The following is a 13,091-nucleotide window of genomic DNA, read 5'->3' as shown; positions in this document are numbered from 1 at the left end:
TCCGGTGCTTCGCACCACCTTCTCCCGCAAGCGGGAGAAGGAATTGCGCACCACCTGCTCCCCGCGAGCGGGGAGAAGGAATCACGCGACCTGCTTGAGTGCCTCGCTCAGTTCCGACCAGCTCGGCGGTTGCGGCCAGTCGGGTTCTTGATTGCCGGCGAGGACGCGTTGCAGGTCACGCTGGTCGATCTGCGGTGCCAGCGCATGCAGCAGTTCAATCGTGTAGTCGCGCAACACGCGCTCGCGTGGCAGCACGGCCCAGGCGATGCATTCGGGGATCGCCGCAGGCGCCGGCAAGGCGACCAGGTCGGTGTCCTCGCGTTCGTTCACCGCCATCTCGGCCAGCAGGCCCACGCCGAGACCGGCGCGCACGTAGGTCTTGATCAGGTCGGCATCGCTCGCGGTCATCGCCAGTTGCGGCTCCAGGCCGGTTTCGGCGAACGCGCGGCGCAGCGACGACTCCGGGCGCACCGACGACTCGTAACTGACCAGCGGCTGCGTAGCCAGTTGGGCCAGCGTCGGCACGGTGTGATTGCGCGCGAAGGCGTGCGCACGCTGCACCAGCACCACGCGCTTCCAGCGGAACAACGGCACGGCGATGCCGCCGGCGGGCGCTTCGCCCGCGGTGCTGATCAGCGCGAAATCGGATTCGCCGCGCGCGAGCAGTTCCAGCACCTCGCCTTCCGAACTCGGCAGCAGGTGCACGCTGACGCGCGGATAGGCCTGCTTGAGTTGCGAGATCGCGGGCGGCAGCACGAAGCGCGCCTGCGTATGCGTGGTGGCGAGAACGAGGCGACCGTGGCCGTCGCGGCGCTGGTTGGCGGCGTAGGAACGGATGTTGGCGGCTTCGGCGAGCAGGCGGCGCGCATGCGCGAGCACCTGGACGCCGGCGGGGGTGATGCTTTCGAGGCTGCGGCCCTTGCGTGCGAACAGCAGGAAACCGAGTTCGTCCTCGAGCTGCTTGAGCTGCTTGGACAGGCCGGGCTGCGTGGCGTGCACGCGTTCGGCGGCTTGGGTGATGTTGAGGCCGGAATCGGCGATGGCAGCGAAATAGCGGAGTTGCGTGAGGGTCATGGCGGCGTCGACGGTCGATCAGGTTGCGGGGCGGAGGTTCCGGCCGGGATTACGGAGGCAGACGAGCGGCGCCAGGTACACATCGGGGTAGATTTCATTTTCGTATCTCTTTATGCGGATGGATGGATAAACATTAGCCGGTACCTGGACCCACTGTCCAGCGCCGGTCATGCCCTGGGGGCATGAAGCCACAGCCGGGGGTCATTTCCGCGGCCTCCCCCACAACGCTAGGTTGCGGAAACCGCCCCGATAGCCCCCGCCTGCCATGCCTGCGCCTCCCCTCTTCCCGCTGTTCACCAGACTGGCCGGCCGCGCCGTGCTGGTGGTCGGCGGTGGCGCCGTGGCCCGGCGCAAGGTCCTGTCCCTGTTGCCGACCGGGGCGCGAGTACGGGTCGGCGCGGTGCAGCTGGAGCCGCAGCTGGCGCAGTGGGCTGCCGAAGGACGGATTGAAAGTGTCCTTGGCGAATTCGACCCGGCCTGGCTCGATGGCGCGTGGCTGGTCGTGGCCGCGACCGACGATGCGGCGGTCAACCAGGCGGTCGCCGATGCTGCCGAGGCCCGCCGGATCTGGGCCAACGTGGTCGACGACGCGGAACTGTCCACCGTCCACCTCCCCGCCCGGGTCGAGCGCGGCCCGGTGCAGATCGCGATTTCCAGTGGCGGCGGCGCGCCGATGCTGGCGCGACACCTGCGCGAGCAACTGGAGCGCCAACTAGACGAATCGGTCGGCGCGTTCGCGGAGCTGCTCATCCGCGCACGCGCCCGCATCCGCTCGCGCCTGCCCGACCTGCCCGCGCGCCGCCGCTTCTTCGATCGTGTGCTGCAGGGGCCGATCCCGGGCCTGCTGCGGCGAGGCGAACATGCCAGGGCGCAACGTGAACTGATCGCCGCGCTCGAACACCGGCACGCGCCGGAACACGGCAGCGTCGCGCTGGTCGGCGCGGGGCCGGGCGATCCGGGCCTGCTGACGTTGCGTGCCCTGCGCGTATTGAACGAAGCCGACGTGATCCTGCACGACCGCCTCGTCAGCACCGACGTACTCGCCCTCGCCCGCCGCGACGCGGAGTTCATCGAAGTCGGCAAGCAGGTCGGCGGCGACCATCACGCCACGCAGGAGCGCATCCACCGCTTGCTGCTCGAACACGCGCGCCGCGGCAAGCGCGTCGTGCGCCTCAAGGGCGGCGATCCCTTCGTGTTCGGCCGCGGCGGCGAGGAACTGGAGGTGCTGCGCGAACACGGCATCGATTTCGAGGTCGTGCCCGGCATCACCGCCGCGATCGCCTGCGGCGCCTATGCCGGCATTCCGCTGACCCATCGCGAACACGCGCAGTCGGTCCGCTTCATCACCGCGCACACCAGGGACGGCGACGACGCATTCGACTGGGTCGCGCTCGCCCGGGAGAAGCAGACACTCGCCTTCTACATGGGCGTGTCCGGGCTCGGGCAGATCCGCGATCGCCTCATCGCCCACGGGCGCGCGCCGTCCACGCCGTTCGCGATCATCGAAAACGGCACGCGACCCGAGCAACGCGTGGTGCTGGGCACGCTGGCCGATCTGCCGGAGCTGGCACGTTTGCACTCCGTGGGCGCGCCGGCACTGCTGGTCATCGGTGAAGTCGCCGCGCTGGCCACGACGCTGCACTGGTTCGGTAGCGAACCCTTAACAGGCGCAGGCGCAGCATTCGGTTTCGCTCATGCGGCCTGATGCCTCCTGCACGGAACGACCGCTGCCTTCCGCGTCCACACTCCTTTCCCGAATACGCAGATCCCCATGACCATCTACAACAGCATCCTCGACACCATCGGCTCCACGCCCATCGTGAAGCTGCACCGCATCGCCCCGAAGCACGTCACGCTCTACGCCAAGAACGAAGCATTCAACCCCGGTGGTTCCGTGAAGGATCGCCTCGCACTCGCCATCGTGCTCGATGCCGAGCAGAGAGGCACGCTCAAGCCGGGCCAGACGATCATCGAAGCGACTTCCGGCAACACCGGCGTCGCCCTGGCGATGGTGGCCGCGGCGCGCGGCTATCCGTTCGTGGCGGTGATGACGGAAACCTTCTCGATCGAACGCCGCAAGCTGATGCGCGCCTTCGGTGCAAAAGTGATCCTCACCCCCGCCGCGGAACGCGGCAGCGGCATGGTGCGCCGGGCCCAGGAACTGGCGGACAAGCACGGCTGGTTCCTCGCACGCCAGTTCGAGAACGAGGCCAACCCGGCCTACCACCGCAGCACCACCGGCCCGGAAATCCTGCGCGACTTCGCCGGCCAGCGCCTCGACTATTTCGTCAGCGGCTGGGGCACCGGCGGCACGATCACCGGGGCGGGCGAAGTGCTGAAGCTGGCGCGCCCGGGCATCAAGGTGATCGCCAGCGAACCCGCCGGCGCCGCCCTGCTGTCGGGCAAGGAATGGCAGCCGCACAAGATCCAGGGCTGGACGCCGGACTTCCTGCCCGCGGTCCTCAGCCGCACGATCGCCGACGAGATCCTGCCGGTCGACGACGTCCTGGCGCGCGATACCGCGCGCCGCCTCGCCGTGGAGGAAGGCGTCTTCGTCGGCATCTCCGCTGGCGCCACGGTTGCTGCGGCATTGCAGGTCGCGGAACGGGCACCGGAAGGTTCGGTCCTGCTGGCGATGCTGCCCGACACGGGCGAGCGCTATCTCTCCACCTTCCTGTTCGAAGGCGTGAACGAGGGCTCGGACGACGAATGGCTGGCGTCGCTGGAAGGCAGGACAGCCGCGGCCTGAGCCGCCATTGCAGCGGCGCCTGCGGAGCAGTCCGGCAGGCGTGACGGCGTAGCCCTGGCACCGGGGCTACGCTGCCGTGGTCACACTTTCCCTCGCACTGCGGGGCGTTGAACCGGTCTCCTCGCGGAGCGGGTCGCGCGGCGCTGTACTCTTTGCGTCCGATCCACGCGACGCACCGCATGACCGCCACCGACTCCATCGACCGCGAAATCGCCCGACTCGCCTGGGCGCGCGCCGCCACGCGCGACGCAGGCCTGCAGTTGCAGCGCGCATCCGTCGACGCCGGCTTCCGCAGCTACTGGCGCACCACGACGTCGGATGCAGGCACGCAGGTCGCCAGCCTGATCGTCATGGATTCGCCACCCGGGCTCGAGGACGTGCGGCCATGGCTGCGCATCCGGGACCTGCTCGAAGCCGGCGGGGTGCGCGTGCCGCGCGTGCTGGTCCAGGACATCGACGCCGGCTTCCTGCTGCTGGAGGACCTCGGCGGCCCGACGCTCGCGCAGGTGATCACCGAGGCCAATGCCGACGCCCACTTCGATGCGGCGATCGGTCAGCTGTTGAAGCTGCAGGCGATCGCGCCGCCGCAAGGCATGGGCGAATTCGGCGAGGCGCTGTTGCAACGCGACGCGGGATTATTCGAGGAATGGTTCCTGCGCCGCCACCTTGGCATCGAACTCGATTGCGGTGAAGCCGAGCAGCTGCAACTGGTGCAGCGCCGCCTGATGGACAACGCCCTGGCGCAGCCGCGCGTGCTCACCCACCGCGACTTCATGCCGCGCAATCTCATGCCGGTGGCCGACGGACCGGCCGTGCTCGACTTCCAGGACTGCGTGGCCGGACCGATCGCCTACGACCCGGTCAGCCTGTTCAAGGATGCGTTCCTCAGCTGGCCACTCGGCCGCGTCGATGGCTGGCTCACGCGCTACCACGCGCGCGCGCTCGAGGCCGGGTTGCCGGTGCCGCCGCTTGAACACTTCCTGCGCGATGCCGACTGGCTCGGCGTGCAGCGTCACCTCAAGATCCTCGGCATCTTCTCGCGATTGCATTACCGCGACGGCAAGTCGAAGTACCTGCCCGATGCGCCGCGCTTCATCGCCTATCTCGACGAAGTACTGCCGCGCTACGCCGAACTGGCGCCGTTGCGCGAACTGCTCGACACGCACATCCGCCCCGCCATGGAGCGCGCCGCCGCATGAAAGCACTGATCTTCGCCGCCGGCCTCGGCGAGCGCATGCGGCCATTGACCAACCACACGCCCAAGCCGCTGCTGGTCGCCGGCGGCAAGTCGTTGATCGCCTGGCACCTGGAAAAACTCGCGGCGATCGGTGTGCGCGATGTCGTCATCAACACCAGCTGGCTGGCGGAGCAGTTCCCCGCCACGCTGGGCAACGGCGAACGCTGGGACCTGCGCCTGCACTATTCCTACGAGGGGCCGACCCCGCTCGAAACCGGCGGCGGCATGTTGCATGCCCTGCCGTTGCTGGGCGAACAACCTTTCCTGCTGGTCAATGGCGACGTGTGGACGGACTATGACTTTGGCAAGCTGCCGCGCGAGCCAGCCGGTTTGGCGCACCTGGTGATGGTCGATCGGCCGCCACAGGCCGCACACGGCGATTTCGTTCTCGACCCCGACGGGCTGGTGCGCAGCGATGGCGAGCAGCGTCTTACCTACGCCGGTCTGGGCATCTACCGCCCACAGCTGCTCGATCACTGGCGCGCGCTCAGCAGCGACGCCGGTGTCGACGAGGTGCCGCCGCGGTTTCGCCTGGCGCCGATCCTGCGCGCGCACATGGGCAAAGGCCACGTCCATGGTGAACACCACCGCGGCCGCTGGACAGACGTCGGCACGCCGCAGCGCCTGGCGCAGCTGGACGCGGCACTTGCTTCATCGGTCGACTGACCCACCTACCTTCCCTGCAACGGAGTGCCTCATGAAATACCTGCCGCTCGTCCTCGCCTGCCTGCTGTCATGCCCGGCCTTCGTCGAGGCCGCACCGGAACCCGCAGACGCGACGTCTGCCGTCGCTGCCGACGAAGCCGCAACCACACAGATCCGTGCCGTGATCGAAGCTTTCCGCACCGCGATCATCAACCGCGACCAGCCTGCGTTCGAGCGCCTGTTCCTGCACGAGCACATCACCTGGCAACCGGTGACCAGCGACGCAGCGCTGCAGCGCATCCGGCAAAAAGCACCCACGGCACAGAAGCTCAAGGTCGACGCCAACCGGACGCCGTATTCCTTCATCGCAGGAATCGTCGCGAGCAAGAACAGCTCCGAGGAAACCTTGGACAACGCGAAGATCGATACGGACGGCGACCTCGCCTCCGTGGTGTTCGATTACGCCTTCCTCAGCAATGGGAAGGAAACCAATCACGGCAAGGAAGCCTGGCATCTGCTGCGGACGCAGGACGGCTGGAAGATCGCGTCGGTGGTCTGGTCGGTGAACCTGAAACCGGCGCCAGCGAACTGACCGCGCCAAAATGACGCTCGGCGATTACAGGTCGAGCGTCTGGCGCAGGAACGGCACCGTGAGGCGGCGTTGCGCCGCCAGCGATGCGCGATCGAGCTTGTCGAGCAACGCCGTCAGGCCGCCCAGATCACGCCCGACACGCTTGAGCAGCCAGTCCAGCGCCGCCTCTTCCAGCACCAGTCCACGACGCTGGGCACGTTGCTGCAGCACTTCACGGCGGCCGTCGTCGTCCAGCGGCGCGAGCGAGATGCGCGTGCACTGGCCGAGGCGCGAACGCAGATCGGGCAGTGTCAGGCCGATGGCATCGGGAATGTCGCGCGCCGCGTATGCCAGCGCCACGCCGGCGGCGCGTGCGCGGTTGTGCGCGTCGAACAATGCGATCTCGTCTTCGCGGTTCCCGGCGATGGCTTCGAGGCCATCCAGCGCGATCAGGTCGTTGCCTTCCAGCGCCTGCAGTGCGTCGCGAAGGCGTCCCACCGCCGCGACCATCGGGAAATAGGCCGCGCGGCGGCCTGCGGCTTCCGCCGCCGCGCAGGTCGCGAGCAGGAGGTGGGTCTTACCCACGCCCGCGGTACCACTGATGTACAGCGAATCGCGTGCGGCCGCTGCGGCTCCCCCACCCGCCAGCGCGTGCAGTTGTTCGAGCGTGCCCGCGGGGGCGCGCACGAACGCCTCGAATCTCTGGTCGGGCGGATAACGCAGCGCCAGCGGCAGTTGCGGCACGCCTTGCACGGTGCGGATCACTTCGGCTCGCGCTCCACGGGCTCGGGCACCTGCGTGGTGAGCGAGGTATCGATCATCACCATGGGCGGCTGTTCGCCGGCATACAGCTTGCTGCGCGTGTAGCGCTGCTCGGCGTAGCGCAACAGCACGTTGACCACCGCCGCCACCGGCAACGCCAGCAGCATGCCGAGGAAACCGAACAGCTGCCCGCCTGCCAGCACGGCGAAGATCACCGCGGCCGGATGCAGGCCAATGCGGTCGCCGACCAGCTTGGGCGTGAGCCAATAGCTTTCGATCACCTGCCCGATGCCGAACACCACCAGTACGCCGACGATGTGTTCCCAGTCGCCGTACTGCACCAGTGCGGCGATGCAGCCCAGGATGATGCCGCTCGCCGGGCCGAGGTAAGGCACGAAGGTGAGCAGGCCGGCGATGATGCCGATCAGGATGCCGAGGTCGAGGCCCACGCCCCACAGTCCCAGCCCGTACATCACGCCGAGGATGACCATCACCAGGAACTGCCCGCGCAGGAACGCGCCGAGCACGCCACTGGATTCGCGCGCGAGCCGCGAGACGGTTTCGAGATGATCGCGCGGAACCAGCGCGCCGACGCGTGCCACCAGCAGGTCCCAGTCGCGCAGGAAGAAGAACGTCAGCACCGGCAGCAGGGCGATGTTGGCGAACAGGCCAAGGATCGCGAAGCCCGAACGCGACACGTAGCCCAGCACCGTCGTGGCGACGCCGCCGGCACGTTCCCAGTTCGAGCGAACGAGTTCGATCAGGTGGTTGAAGTCCAGCCAGTTCGATATCTCCACCCGGGTGCGCGCTTCCAGCCACGGAATGGCGACCTGCAGCAGCCAGTCCTGGTAGCTCGGGAGCGAGGCGACCAGGGTGGCGATCTGGCGTTGGATCAGCGGCACCAGCAACACCAGCACCAGGACCACCACCAGGGTCATGGCGGAGAAGACCAGGATCACCGCCGTGTTGCGCGACCGGCCGTTGCGCTCAAGCCGGTCGACCAGCGGATCGCCCAGCCAGCCGAGCATCGCCGCGAGCACGAACGGCGTCAGCACCGGCGTCAGCAGCCATAACAGCCACATGGCACCCACCGCGATGGCGGTCCATTGCAATCGCCGCAGGAACTTGGCGATTTCGTGCAGGGAGGCGTGCGAGTCCATCAACGCAACCGGTATACGGGCAGGTCGCCGTCGGTCGACTCGATGACGCCGTCGCGATCGGCCATGCGCTTGAAACCGGACAGGCCCGAGGTGAGCTCGAGCGAGAAAGTCACGCCGTCGGGCGCGGCGCGCTGCGGCGTGATCTTGCCGACGATGGCGAGCTTGTCGAGGTAACCGGCCAGGCGCATGTAATCGTCGCTGCTGTCGATGCCGGCAAAGGTGACAGCATAGGTTCCCGGCGGCCCGGCGGTGCCGCGCTTGGCGTAGCGCTTGGTGAGCGCATCGGCCGCGCCGTCGGCGCCAGTGGCGATCACGCGGCGTGCGTCGGTGTCGCTGGTGCTCCAGCTCGACAGTACCTTGCCGTTGTCGACGAAGGTCCAGTCGCCCTTCCAGCCTTCAGCGTCGCGGTACACCTTGCCGATCAACTGCATCGGCGGCGAATAGCGGAGCGAGGCGCGCGCGACCGCGGCGCTGTCGCCGCGCCAGATCGCGCCCACGGTGGCCTGTTCGGCGGCGTTGCCCGTGGGCAGGCCCAGGGCATAACCGCGGTCTTTCGCGCGATTGAGCGCACTGCGTGCGGCGTTGGCCTGCTGCAGGCCGACCAGGCGCGGGCCCTTGCCGTCGTCGATGCCGAGCCACAGGACCGGCTTCGGCCGCGGCATCGGCCAGACCGGCAGGCCCAGGGTTTCAATGAGGCCGTCGACCTCTTCCTGGTCGAACCGCACGATCAGGGTCGTGCCGAAAGTGGGGGCTCCGGTGGGACCCACGCCCTCGTCCTGGCGGTAGTCGTAGCCTTTCACGTAGTCCTTGGCGCGACGCAGTTCCTGTCCCACCCCCGGCTGCCCGGACACGCTGCGGCTGCCCGACAGCCTGGCGAGCACCGTCGACAGCGCACGAGCAAACCCCGTGGTGCGCTCGCCCTCGCCCTGCCCGTTGACGCTCACTTCGGCCTCGTACGGCCCCTGCGCGCCGGCACGATCACCCTCGACGCGCTGCGCCGTGGCGGCGAAGCTCGCCAGCAGCAGTGCCGCCAGCCAGAACCCTCGAAATGCGCGAACCATTACTGTCCTTGGTCGAAGAACCAGCGGAAATGGTGCCCCACGGGCCGTGGCACGTCCATTCGGGCCCGTCACGGCTGGTAAAATTGCCGCTCTTCCGTCCCGCGATCCCCCCTGTGACCAATCCCACGCCGCCCGCATCCACCCCGATGACCTACCGCGATGCCGGCGTCGACATCGACGCAGGCAACGAAGTCGTCGAACGCATCAAGCCCGCGATCCGGCGGACCCTGCGCCCGGAAGTCCTCGGCGGCGGCATCGGCGGCTTCGGCGGCCTGTTCGACCTCTCGGGCAAGTATCGCGAGCCGGTCATGGTGTCCGGCACCGACGGCGTCGGCACCAAGCTGATCCTCGCCAAGCAGCTCAACCGCCACGACACCATCGGCATCGACCTCGTGGCCATGTGCGTGAACGACGTGCTGGTGCAGGGCGCCGAGCCACTGTTCTTCCTCGACTACTTCGCCACCGGCAAGCTCGACGTGGCCACCACGGTCGACGTGGTCGGCGGCATCGCCAAGGGCTGCGAGATCGCCGGTTGCGCACTGATCGGTGGCGAGACCGCGGAGATGCCCGACATGTATCCGCCGGGCGAATATGACCTGGCCGGCTTCACCGTCGGCGCGGTCGAGAAGGCGAAGCTCATCGATGGCAGCCGCGTGCGCGAGGGCGACGTGCTTGTCGGCATCGCCTCGAGCGGCCCGCATTCCAATGGTTATTCCCTGATCCGCAAGATCCTCGCCCGCGCCGGCGCCACGCCGGACAACGGCGGTCTGGACGTCGACGTGGGTGGCGTGAAGCTGGCCGACGCGCTGATGGAGCCCACCCGCATCTATGTGAAGCCGGTACTGGAGCTGCTGGCCAGGCACGACATCCACGCAATGGCCCACGTCACCGGCGGCGCGCTGGTGGAAAAGATCATCCGCGTGGTGCCCCCGTCGCTCGCGCTGGAAATCAACACATCGTCATGGCCGCTGCCACCGGTGTTCGACTGGCTGCAGCGCGAAGGCAACGTGCCGCGCGAGGAGATGTGGCGCACTTTCAACTGCGGCATCGGCTTCGTGTTGATGGTGGCCCCGGACGCAGTGGCCGCGATCAACGCCGACCTGGATCGCCTTGGCCTGCCGCACTGGCAGATCGGCCAGGTCACGACTGCAGGCAGCGGCGAGCGGCTGCGCATCTCCTGATGGCTGCGGGGCCGCGTTCCGTTCCGCCGGACGCGTGCCCGCTTCACGTCAACGACAACCTTCCCGCGAGCCGCATGCCTTGAGCACGACCTACCTGAACCCGTCTCAGGACCAGCAACACCTAGACCTGCTGGGAATATTCCACTACGTGGTCGCGGGAATCAGTGCGCTGTTCTCGCTGATCCCGGTGATCCATCTCGCGATGGGGCTGGCGATGGTGACCGGGCATTTCCCGCACAAGCCGGGCGAGCCGGACCCCGCCATGTTCGGCTGGATATTCGTCGCGATCGGCGCTGCCTTCATCCTTTTCGGGCTGACCTTCAGCGCGCTGCTCGCCTACGCCGGGCGATGCCTGCGCCAACGGCGCCGCTACACGTTCTGCCTGGTGATGGCCGCGATCAGCTGCGCGTTCATGCCATTCGGAACCGTGCTGGGCATCTTCACGCTGATCGTGCTGGCCAAGCCATCGGCCAAGTCGCTGTTCGCGCCGGCGTGATGCGCCTGGCCATCCTCGCTTCGGGCCGAGGCAGCAACCTGCTGGCCATCCTCGAGGCGATCGCGCGCGGCGAACTCGATGCCACGGTCGTCGGCGTGTTTTCCGACCGGCGCGCCGCCCCCGCGCTGGCGCACGCCCGCAATGCCGGGATCCGCGCGCAGTCGCTTGCACCGCGCGAGTTCGCCTCGCGCATCGATTTCGATGAACACCTGTTCAGCCTGGTCGACGCAGTTCAGCCCGATCTCATCGTCTGTGCCGGATATATGCGCCTGATCAGCGACCCCGCCGTCGCTGCCCGGACCGGTCGCATGATCAACATCCATCCCTCGCTGCTGCCCGAGTTCAAGGGCCTGCGCACGCACCAGCAGGCGCTCGATGCAGGCAAGAGCGTGCACGGCGCCAGCGTGCATTTCGTCACGCCGGAACTGGATGGCGGCCCGGTGATTACCCAGGCACGCGTACCGGTGGAAGCGGGCGACGACGCCGCGACCCTGGCCGAGCGGGTGCTGCAGCGCGAACATCCGCTGCTGGTGGCGACGCTGCGCGAACTGGCCGGGGGTCGCATTGCGTGGATCGACCATGGCGTGCATTTCAATGGTCATCCGCTCACGGCACCATTGCAGCTCGATGCCCGCAACCACCTGGTCCAGGAACCGACCGCATGATGTTTCACCGCAACGTCCTACTCGCCCTGGCCGTGCTGTGTTCGCCGGGACTGAGCGCGGCTGCCACCGCCGGCGCAGTGATGGATCCTCCGCGCCCGCTCGAGCCATTCATCGCGCAATACCAGGTGTTCAAGGGCGACCACGTCCTCGGCGATGCCGTGATGCAGGTCGTCAAGAACGACGACCGTCGCTGGCGCGTCGACCTCAACGTCCGCGGCACCCGGGGGCTGGCCGGCATCGCCGGCATCGCCGCGCAGCAGAGCACCGTCTTCGACGTGGCGGGCACTCGCTACCGGCCGCTCGCGCAGAGCACGCTGCGCAAGACCCTGTTCACGAAGCGGCAGACCGTGGGCGTCTACGATTGGCGCTCGCACCAGGCACGCTGGACCGGCGATGTGAAGGAATCCCGAAGCGCTCCGGTTACCCTGCAGGACGGCGACCAGAGTGGCTTGCTGATCAACCTGGCGGTCGTGCGCGATGCGCAGCCCGGCCGGTCGATGCAATACCGTTTCGTGGACGACGGGCGCGCGCGCGACCACCGCTACGACGTTTCCACCCAACTCGATGATGTGAAGGTCGGCGAGTTGAGCTATAGCGCGATGCGCGTGCAGCGCGTGCATTCCGGCAACGAAGAAACACTGATCTGGGTCGTGGACGGCGTACCGACTCCCGTCCGCATGCTGCAACGCGAGAACGGGCAGGACACGTACGACCTGCGCCTGGTGGAATACAAGGGAGCATAATGACGATGACGAATTTGAAGGCCTTGATCATGAAACCGCTGCTGGTGGCTGCAACCCTTTACGCCTCCAGCGCGATGGCGACCGCTGGCGAAGTGAAGCCATTCACCGCCGACTACGCGGCCAATTACATGGGTATCCAGGGCATCGGCCACATGGTGCTGGCGCAGGCGGGCGGCAATCGCTGGCGCTATAGCCTCGACATCGGTGGTTCGATGGCCAACCTCAACCAGACCACCGTATTCGAGGACAGCAACGGCAAATGGCGGCCGGTTTCCAACACCGATACCTCCGCATTGCTGGTGAAGCGCAAGCAGACGAACGCCGTCTACGACTGGACGCGCGGCGAGGCGCGCTGGACGGGCGATGTGAAACCCGAACGCGCCGGCCCCGTGAAGCTGCAGAGCGGCGATCTCGACGCGATGCTGATCAACCTGGCCATCGCCCGCGATGTGCCGGCAGGCAAGCCCCTGCAATACCGCATGGTCGACGACGGCCGCGTCAAGCAGCTGAACTACCAGGTGTTGGGCAAGGAGACCATCACCATCGCCGGCAAGGCGCGCACTGCCACCAAGGTGACGCGCGTCGACGGCGACAAGCAGGAAGTGCTGTGGGTCGTGGACGGCATGCCGGTGCCCGCGCGCATCCTGCGCCGCAGGGATGGCCAGGACGAAATGGACCTGCGCCTGCAGGCATTGCATTGATCACGTAGTGGTTTTCCCGCGCCGGGTGATGCGGCGCCGACCGAAA

14 protein-coding genes are annotated in these 13,091 nt (G+C 67.7%); 10 read left to right on the top strand and 4 right to left on the bottom strand.

Features of this window, described 5'->3' with window-relative positions; translation table 11 throughout:
* Positions 1 to 81: 81 nt before the first annotated feature.
* Positions 82 to 1,074 (bottom strand): LysR family transcriptional regulator, encoded by a 993-nt coding sequence (locus ACYVGE_RS02170; RefSeq protein WP_460726641.1) that lies wholly within the window; start codon positions 1,072 to 1,074, stop codon positions 82 to 84.
* A gap of 265 nt (positions 1,075 to 1,339) precedes the next feature.
* On the opposite strand from ACYVGE_RS02170, the gene cysG reads away from it, so the two are divergent.
* From cysG to ACYVGE_RS02145, 5 genes are all read left to right on the top strand, one after another.
* Positions 1,340 to 2,779 carry a siroheme synthase CysG gene (gene cysG / locus ACYVGE_RS02165; protein ID WP_460726639.1) on the top strand — a complete coding sequence of 480 codons (1,440 nt, stop codon included), beginning with the start codon at positions 1,340 to 1,342 and terminating at the stop codon, positions 2,777 to 2,779.
* 66 nt (positions 2,780 to 2,845) lie between these two features.
* The gene (gene cysK, locus ACYVGE_RS02160) at positions 2,846 to 3,823 is read left to right on the top strand and encodes a cysteine synthase A (protein ID WP_460726637.1); all 978 of its coding nucleotides are present in this window, start codon (positions 2,846 to 2,848) and stop codon (positions 3,821 to 3,823) included.
* A 179-nt stretch (positions 3,824 to 4,002) separates the two neighbouring features.
* Positions 4,003 to 5,022 (top strand): aminoglycoside phosphotransferase family protein, encoded by a 1,020-nt coding sequence (locus tag ACYVGE_RS02155; RefSeq protein WP_460726635.1) that lies wholly within the window; start codon positions 4,003 to 4,005, stop codon positions 5,020 to 5,022.
* The gene (gene murU / locus ACYVGE_RS02150; protein ID WP_460726633.1) at positions 5,019 to 5,726 is read left to right on the top strand and encodes an N-acetylmuramate alpha-1-phosphate uridylyltransferase MurU; all 708 of its coding nucleotides are present in this window, start codon (positions 5,019 to 5,021) and stop codon (positions 5,724 to 5,726) included. The genes ACYVGE_RS02155 and murU overlap by 4 nt, the downstream gene beginning before the upstream one ends.
* Positions 5,727 to 5,757: 31 nt before the next feature.
* Positions 5,758 to 6,297 (top strand): Cif family virulence factor, encoded by a 540-nt coding sequence (locus tag ACYVGE_RS02145; protein WP_460726631.1) that lies wholly within the window; start codon positions 5,758 to 5,760, stop codon positions 6,295 to 6,297.
* A 24-nt stretch (positions 6,298 to 6,321) separates the two neighbouring features.
* Here ACYVGE_RS02145 and hda read toward each other — a convergent pair whose 3' ends face one another.
* The 3 genes from hda to ACYVGE_RS02130 are packed head-to-tail and all read right to left on the bottom strand — an operon-like array spanning position 6,322 to position 9,259.
* Positions 6,322 to 7,038, bottom strand: coding sequence for a DnaA regulatory inactivator Hda (hda, locus tag ACYVGE_RS02140; protein ID WP_460727279.1), 717 nt, complete (start codon positions 7,036 to 7,038; stop codon positions 6,322 to 6,324).
* A complete protein-coding gene (locus ACYVGE_RS02135) occupies positions 7,038 to 8,198 on the bottom strand; it encodes an AI-2E family transporter (protein ID WP_460726629.1) in 1,161 nt (386 codons plus the stop codon). Before ACYVGE_RS02135 ends, hda begins: the two co-directional genes overlap by 1 nt.
* Positions 8,198 to 9,259, bottom strand: coding sequence for a DUF2066 domain-containing protein (locus ACYVGE_RS02130; protein WP_460726627.1), 1,062 nt, complete (start codon positions 9,257 to 9,259; stop codon positions 8,198 to 8,200). The genes ACYVGE_RS02135 and ACYVGE_RS02130 overlap by 1 nt, the downstream gene beginning before the upstream one ends.
* Before the next feature lie 113 nt (positions 9,260 to 9,372).
* On the opposite strand from ACYVGE_RS02130, the gene purM reads away from it, so the two are divergent.
* The 5 genes from purM (at position 9,373) to ACYVGE_RS02105 (ending at position 13,045) form a co-directional block, all read left to right on the top strand.
* Positions 9,373 to 10,440: a phosphoribosylformylglycinamidine cyclo-ligase gene (gene purM, locus ACYVGE_RS02125; protein WP_460726625.1), complete on the top strand. Its 1,068-nt coding sequence runs from the start codon at positions 9,373 to 9,375 to the stop codon at positions 10,438 to 10,440.
* Positions 10,441 to 10,519: 79 nt separating this feature from the next.
* Entirely contained in the window at positions 10,520 to 10,936 is a 417-nt protein-coding gene (locus ACYVGE_RS02120; RefSeq protein ID WP_460726623.1) for a hypothetical protein, read from the top strand.
* Positions 10,936 to 11,601, top strand: a complete 666-nt coding sequence (gene purN, locus ACYVGE_RS02115; RefSeq protein ID WP_460726621.1) for a phosphoribosylglycinamide formyltransferase — start codon at positions 10,936 to 10,938, stop codon at positions 11,599 to 11,601. The genes ACYVGE_RS02120 and purN overlap by 1 nt, the downstream gene beginning before the upstream one ends.
* On the top strand, positions 11,598 to 12,344 hold the full coding sequence (locus tag ACYVGE_RS02110; protein ID WP_460726619.1) for a DUF3108 domain-containing protein: 747 nt from the start codon (positions 11,598 to 11,600) through the stop codon (positions 12,342 to 12,344). The genes purN and ACYVGE_RS02110 overlap by 4 nt, the downstream gene beginning before the upstream one ends.
* Before the next feature lie 29 nt (positions 12,345 to 12,373).
* A complete protein-coding gene (locus ACYVGE_RS02105; protein ID WP_460727277.1) occupies positions 12,374 to 13,045 on the top strand; it encodes a DUF3108 domain-containing protein in 672 nt (223 codons plus the stop codon).
* The last annotated feature ends 46 nt before the right edge of the window (positions 13,046 to 13,091 follow it).

Source organism: Lysobacter rhizosphaerae (genome assembly GCF_054779795.1).
Note: the sequence above shows the minus strand (reverse complement) of the source record. Positions and strands in the feature narration are given on the sequence as shown.

Bases quoted from the DNA above. Each gene is read 5' to 3' on its own strand.
- ACYVGE_RS02110 (WP_460726619.1), top strand. From the start codon at position 11,598: ATGATGTTTCACCGCAACGTCCTACTCGCCCTGGCCGTGCTGTGTTCG.
- murU (WP_460726633.1), top strand. From the start codon at position 5,019: ATGAAAGCACTGATCTTCGCCGCCGGCCTCGGCGAGCGCATGCGGCCA.
- cysG (WP_460726639.1), top strand. From the start codon at position 1,340: ATGCCTGCGCCTCCCCTCTTCCCGCTGTTCACCAGACTGGCCGGCCGC.
- ACYVGE_RS02135 (WP_460726629.1), bottom strand. From the start codon at position 8,198: ATGGACTCGCACGCCTCCCTGCACGAAATCGCCAAGTTCCTGCGGCGA.
- cysK (WP_460726637.1), top strand. From the start codon at position 2,846: ATGACCATCTACAACAGCATCCTCGACACCATCGGCTCCACGCCCATC.
- purN (WP_460726621.1), top strand. From the start codon at position 10,936: ATGCGCCTGGCCATCCTCGCTTCGGGCCGAGGCAGCAACCTGCTGGCC.
- ACYVGE_RS02105 (WP_460727277.1), top strand. From the start codon at position 12,374: ATGAAACCGCTGCTGGTGGCTGCAACCCTTTACGCCTCCAGCGCGATG.
- ACYVGE_RS02130 (WP_460726627.1), bottom strand. From the start codon at position 9,259: ATGGTTCGCGCATTTCGAGGGTTCTGGCTGGCGGCACTGCTGCTGGCG.
- ACYVGE_RS02145 (WP_460726631.1), top strand. From the start codon at position 5,758: ATGAAATACCTGCCGCTCGTCCTCGCCTGCCTGCTGTCATGCCCGGCC.
- ACYVGE_RS02170 (WP_460726641.1), bottom strand. From the start codon at position 1,074: ATGACCCTCACGCAACTCCGCTATTTCGCTGCCATCGCCGATTCCGGC.
- ACYVGE_RS02155 (WP_460726635.1), top strand. From the start codon at position 4,003: ATGACCGCCACCGACTCCATCGACCGCGAAATCGCCCGACTCGCCTGG.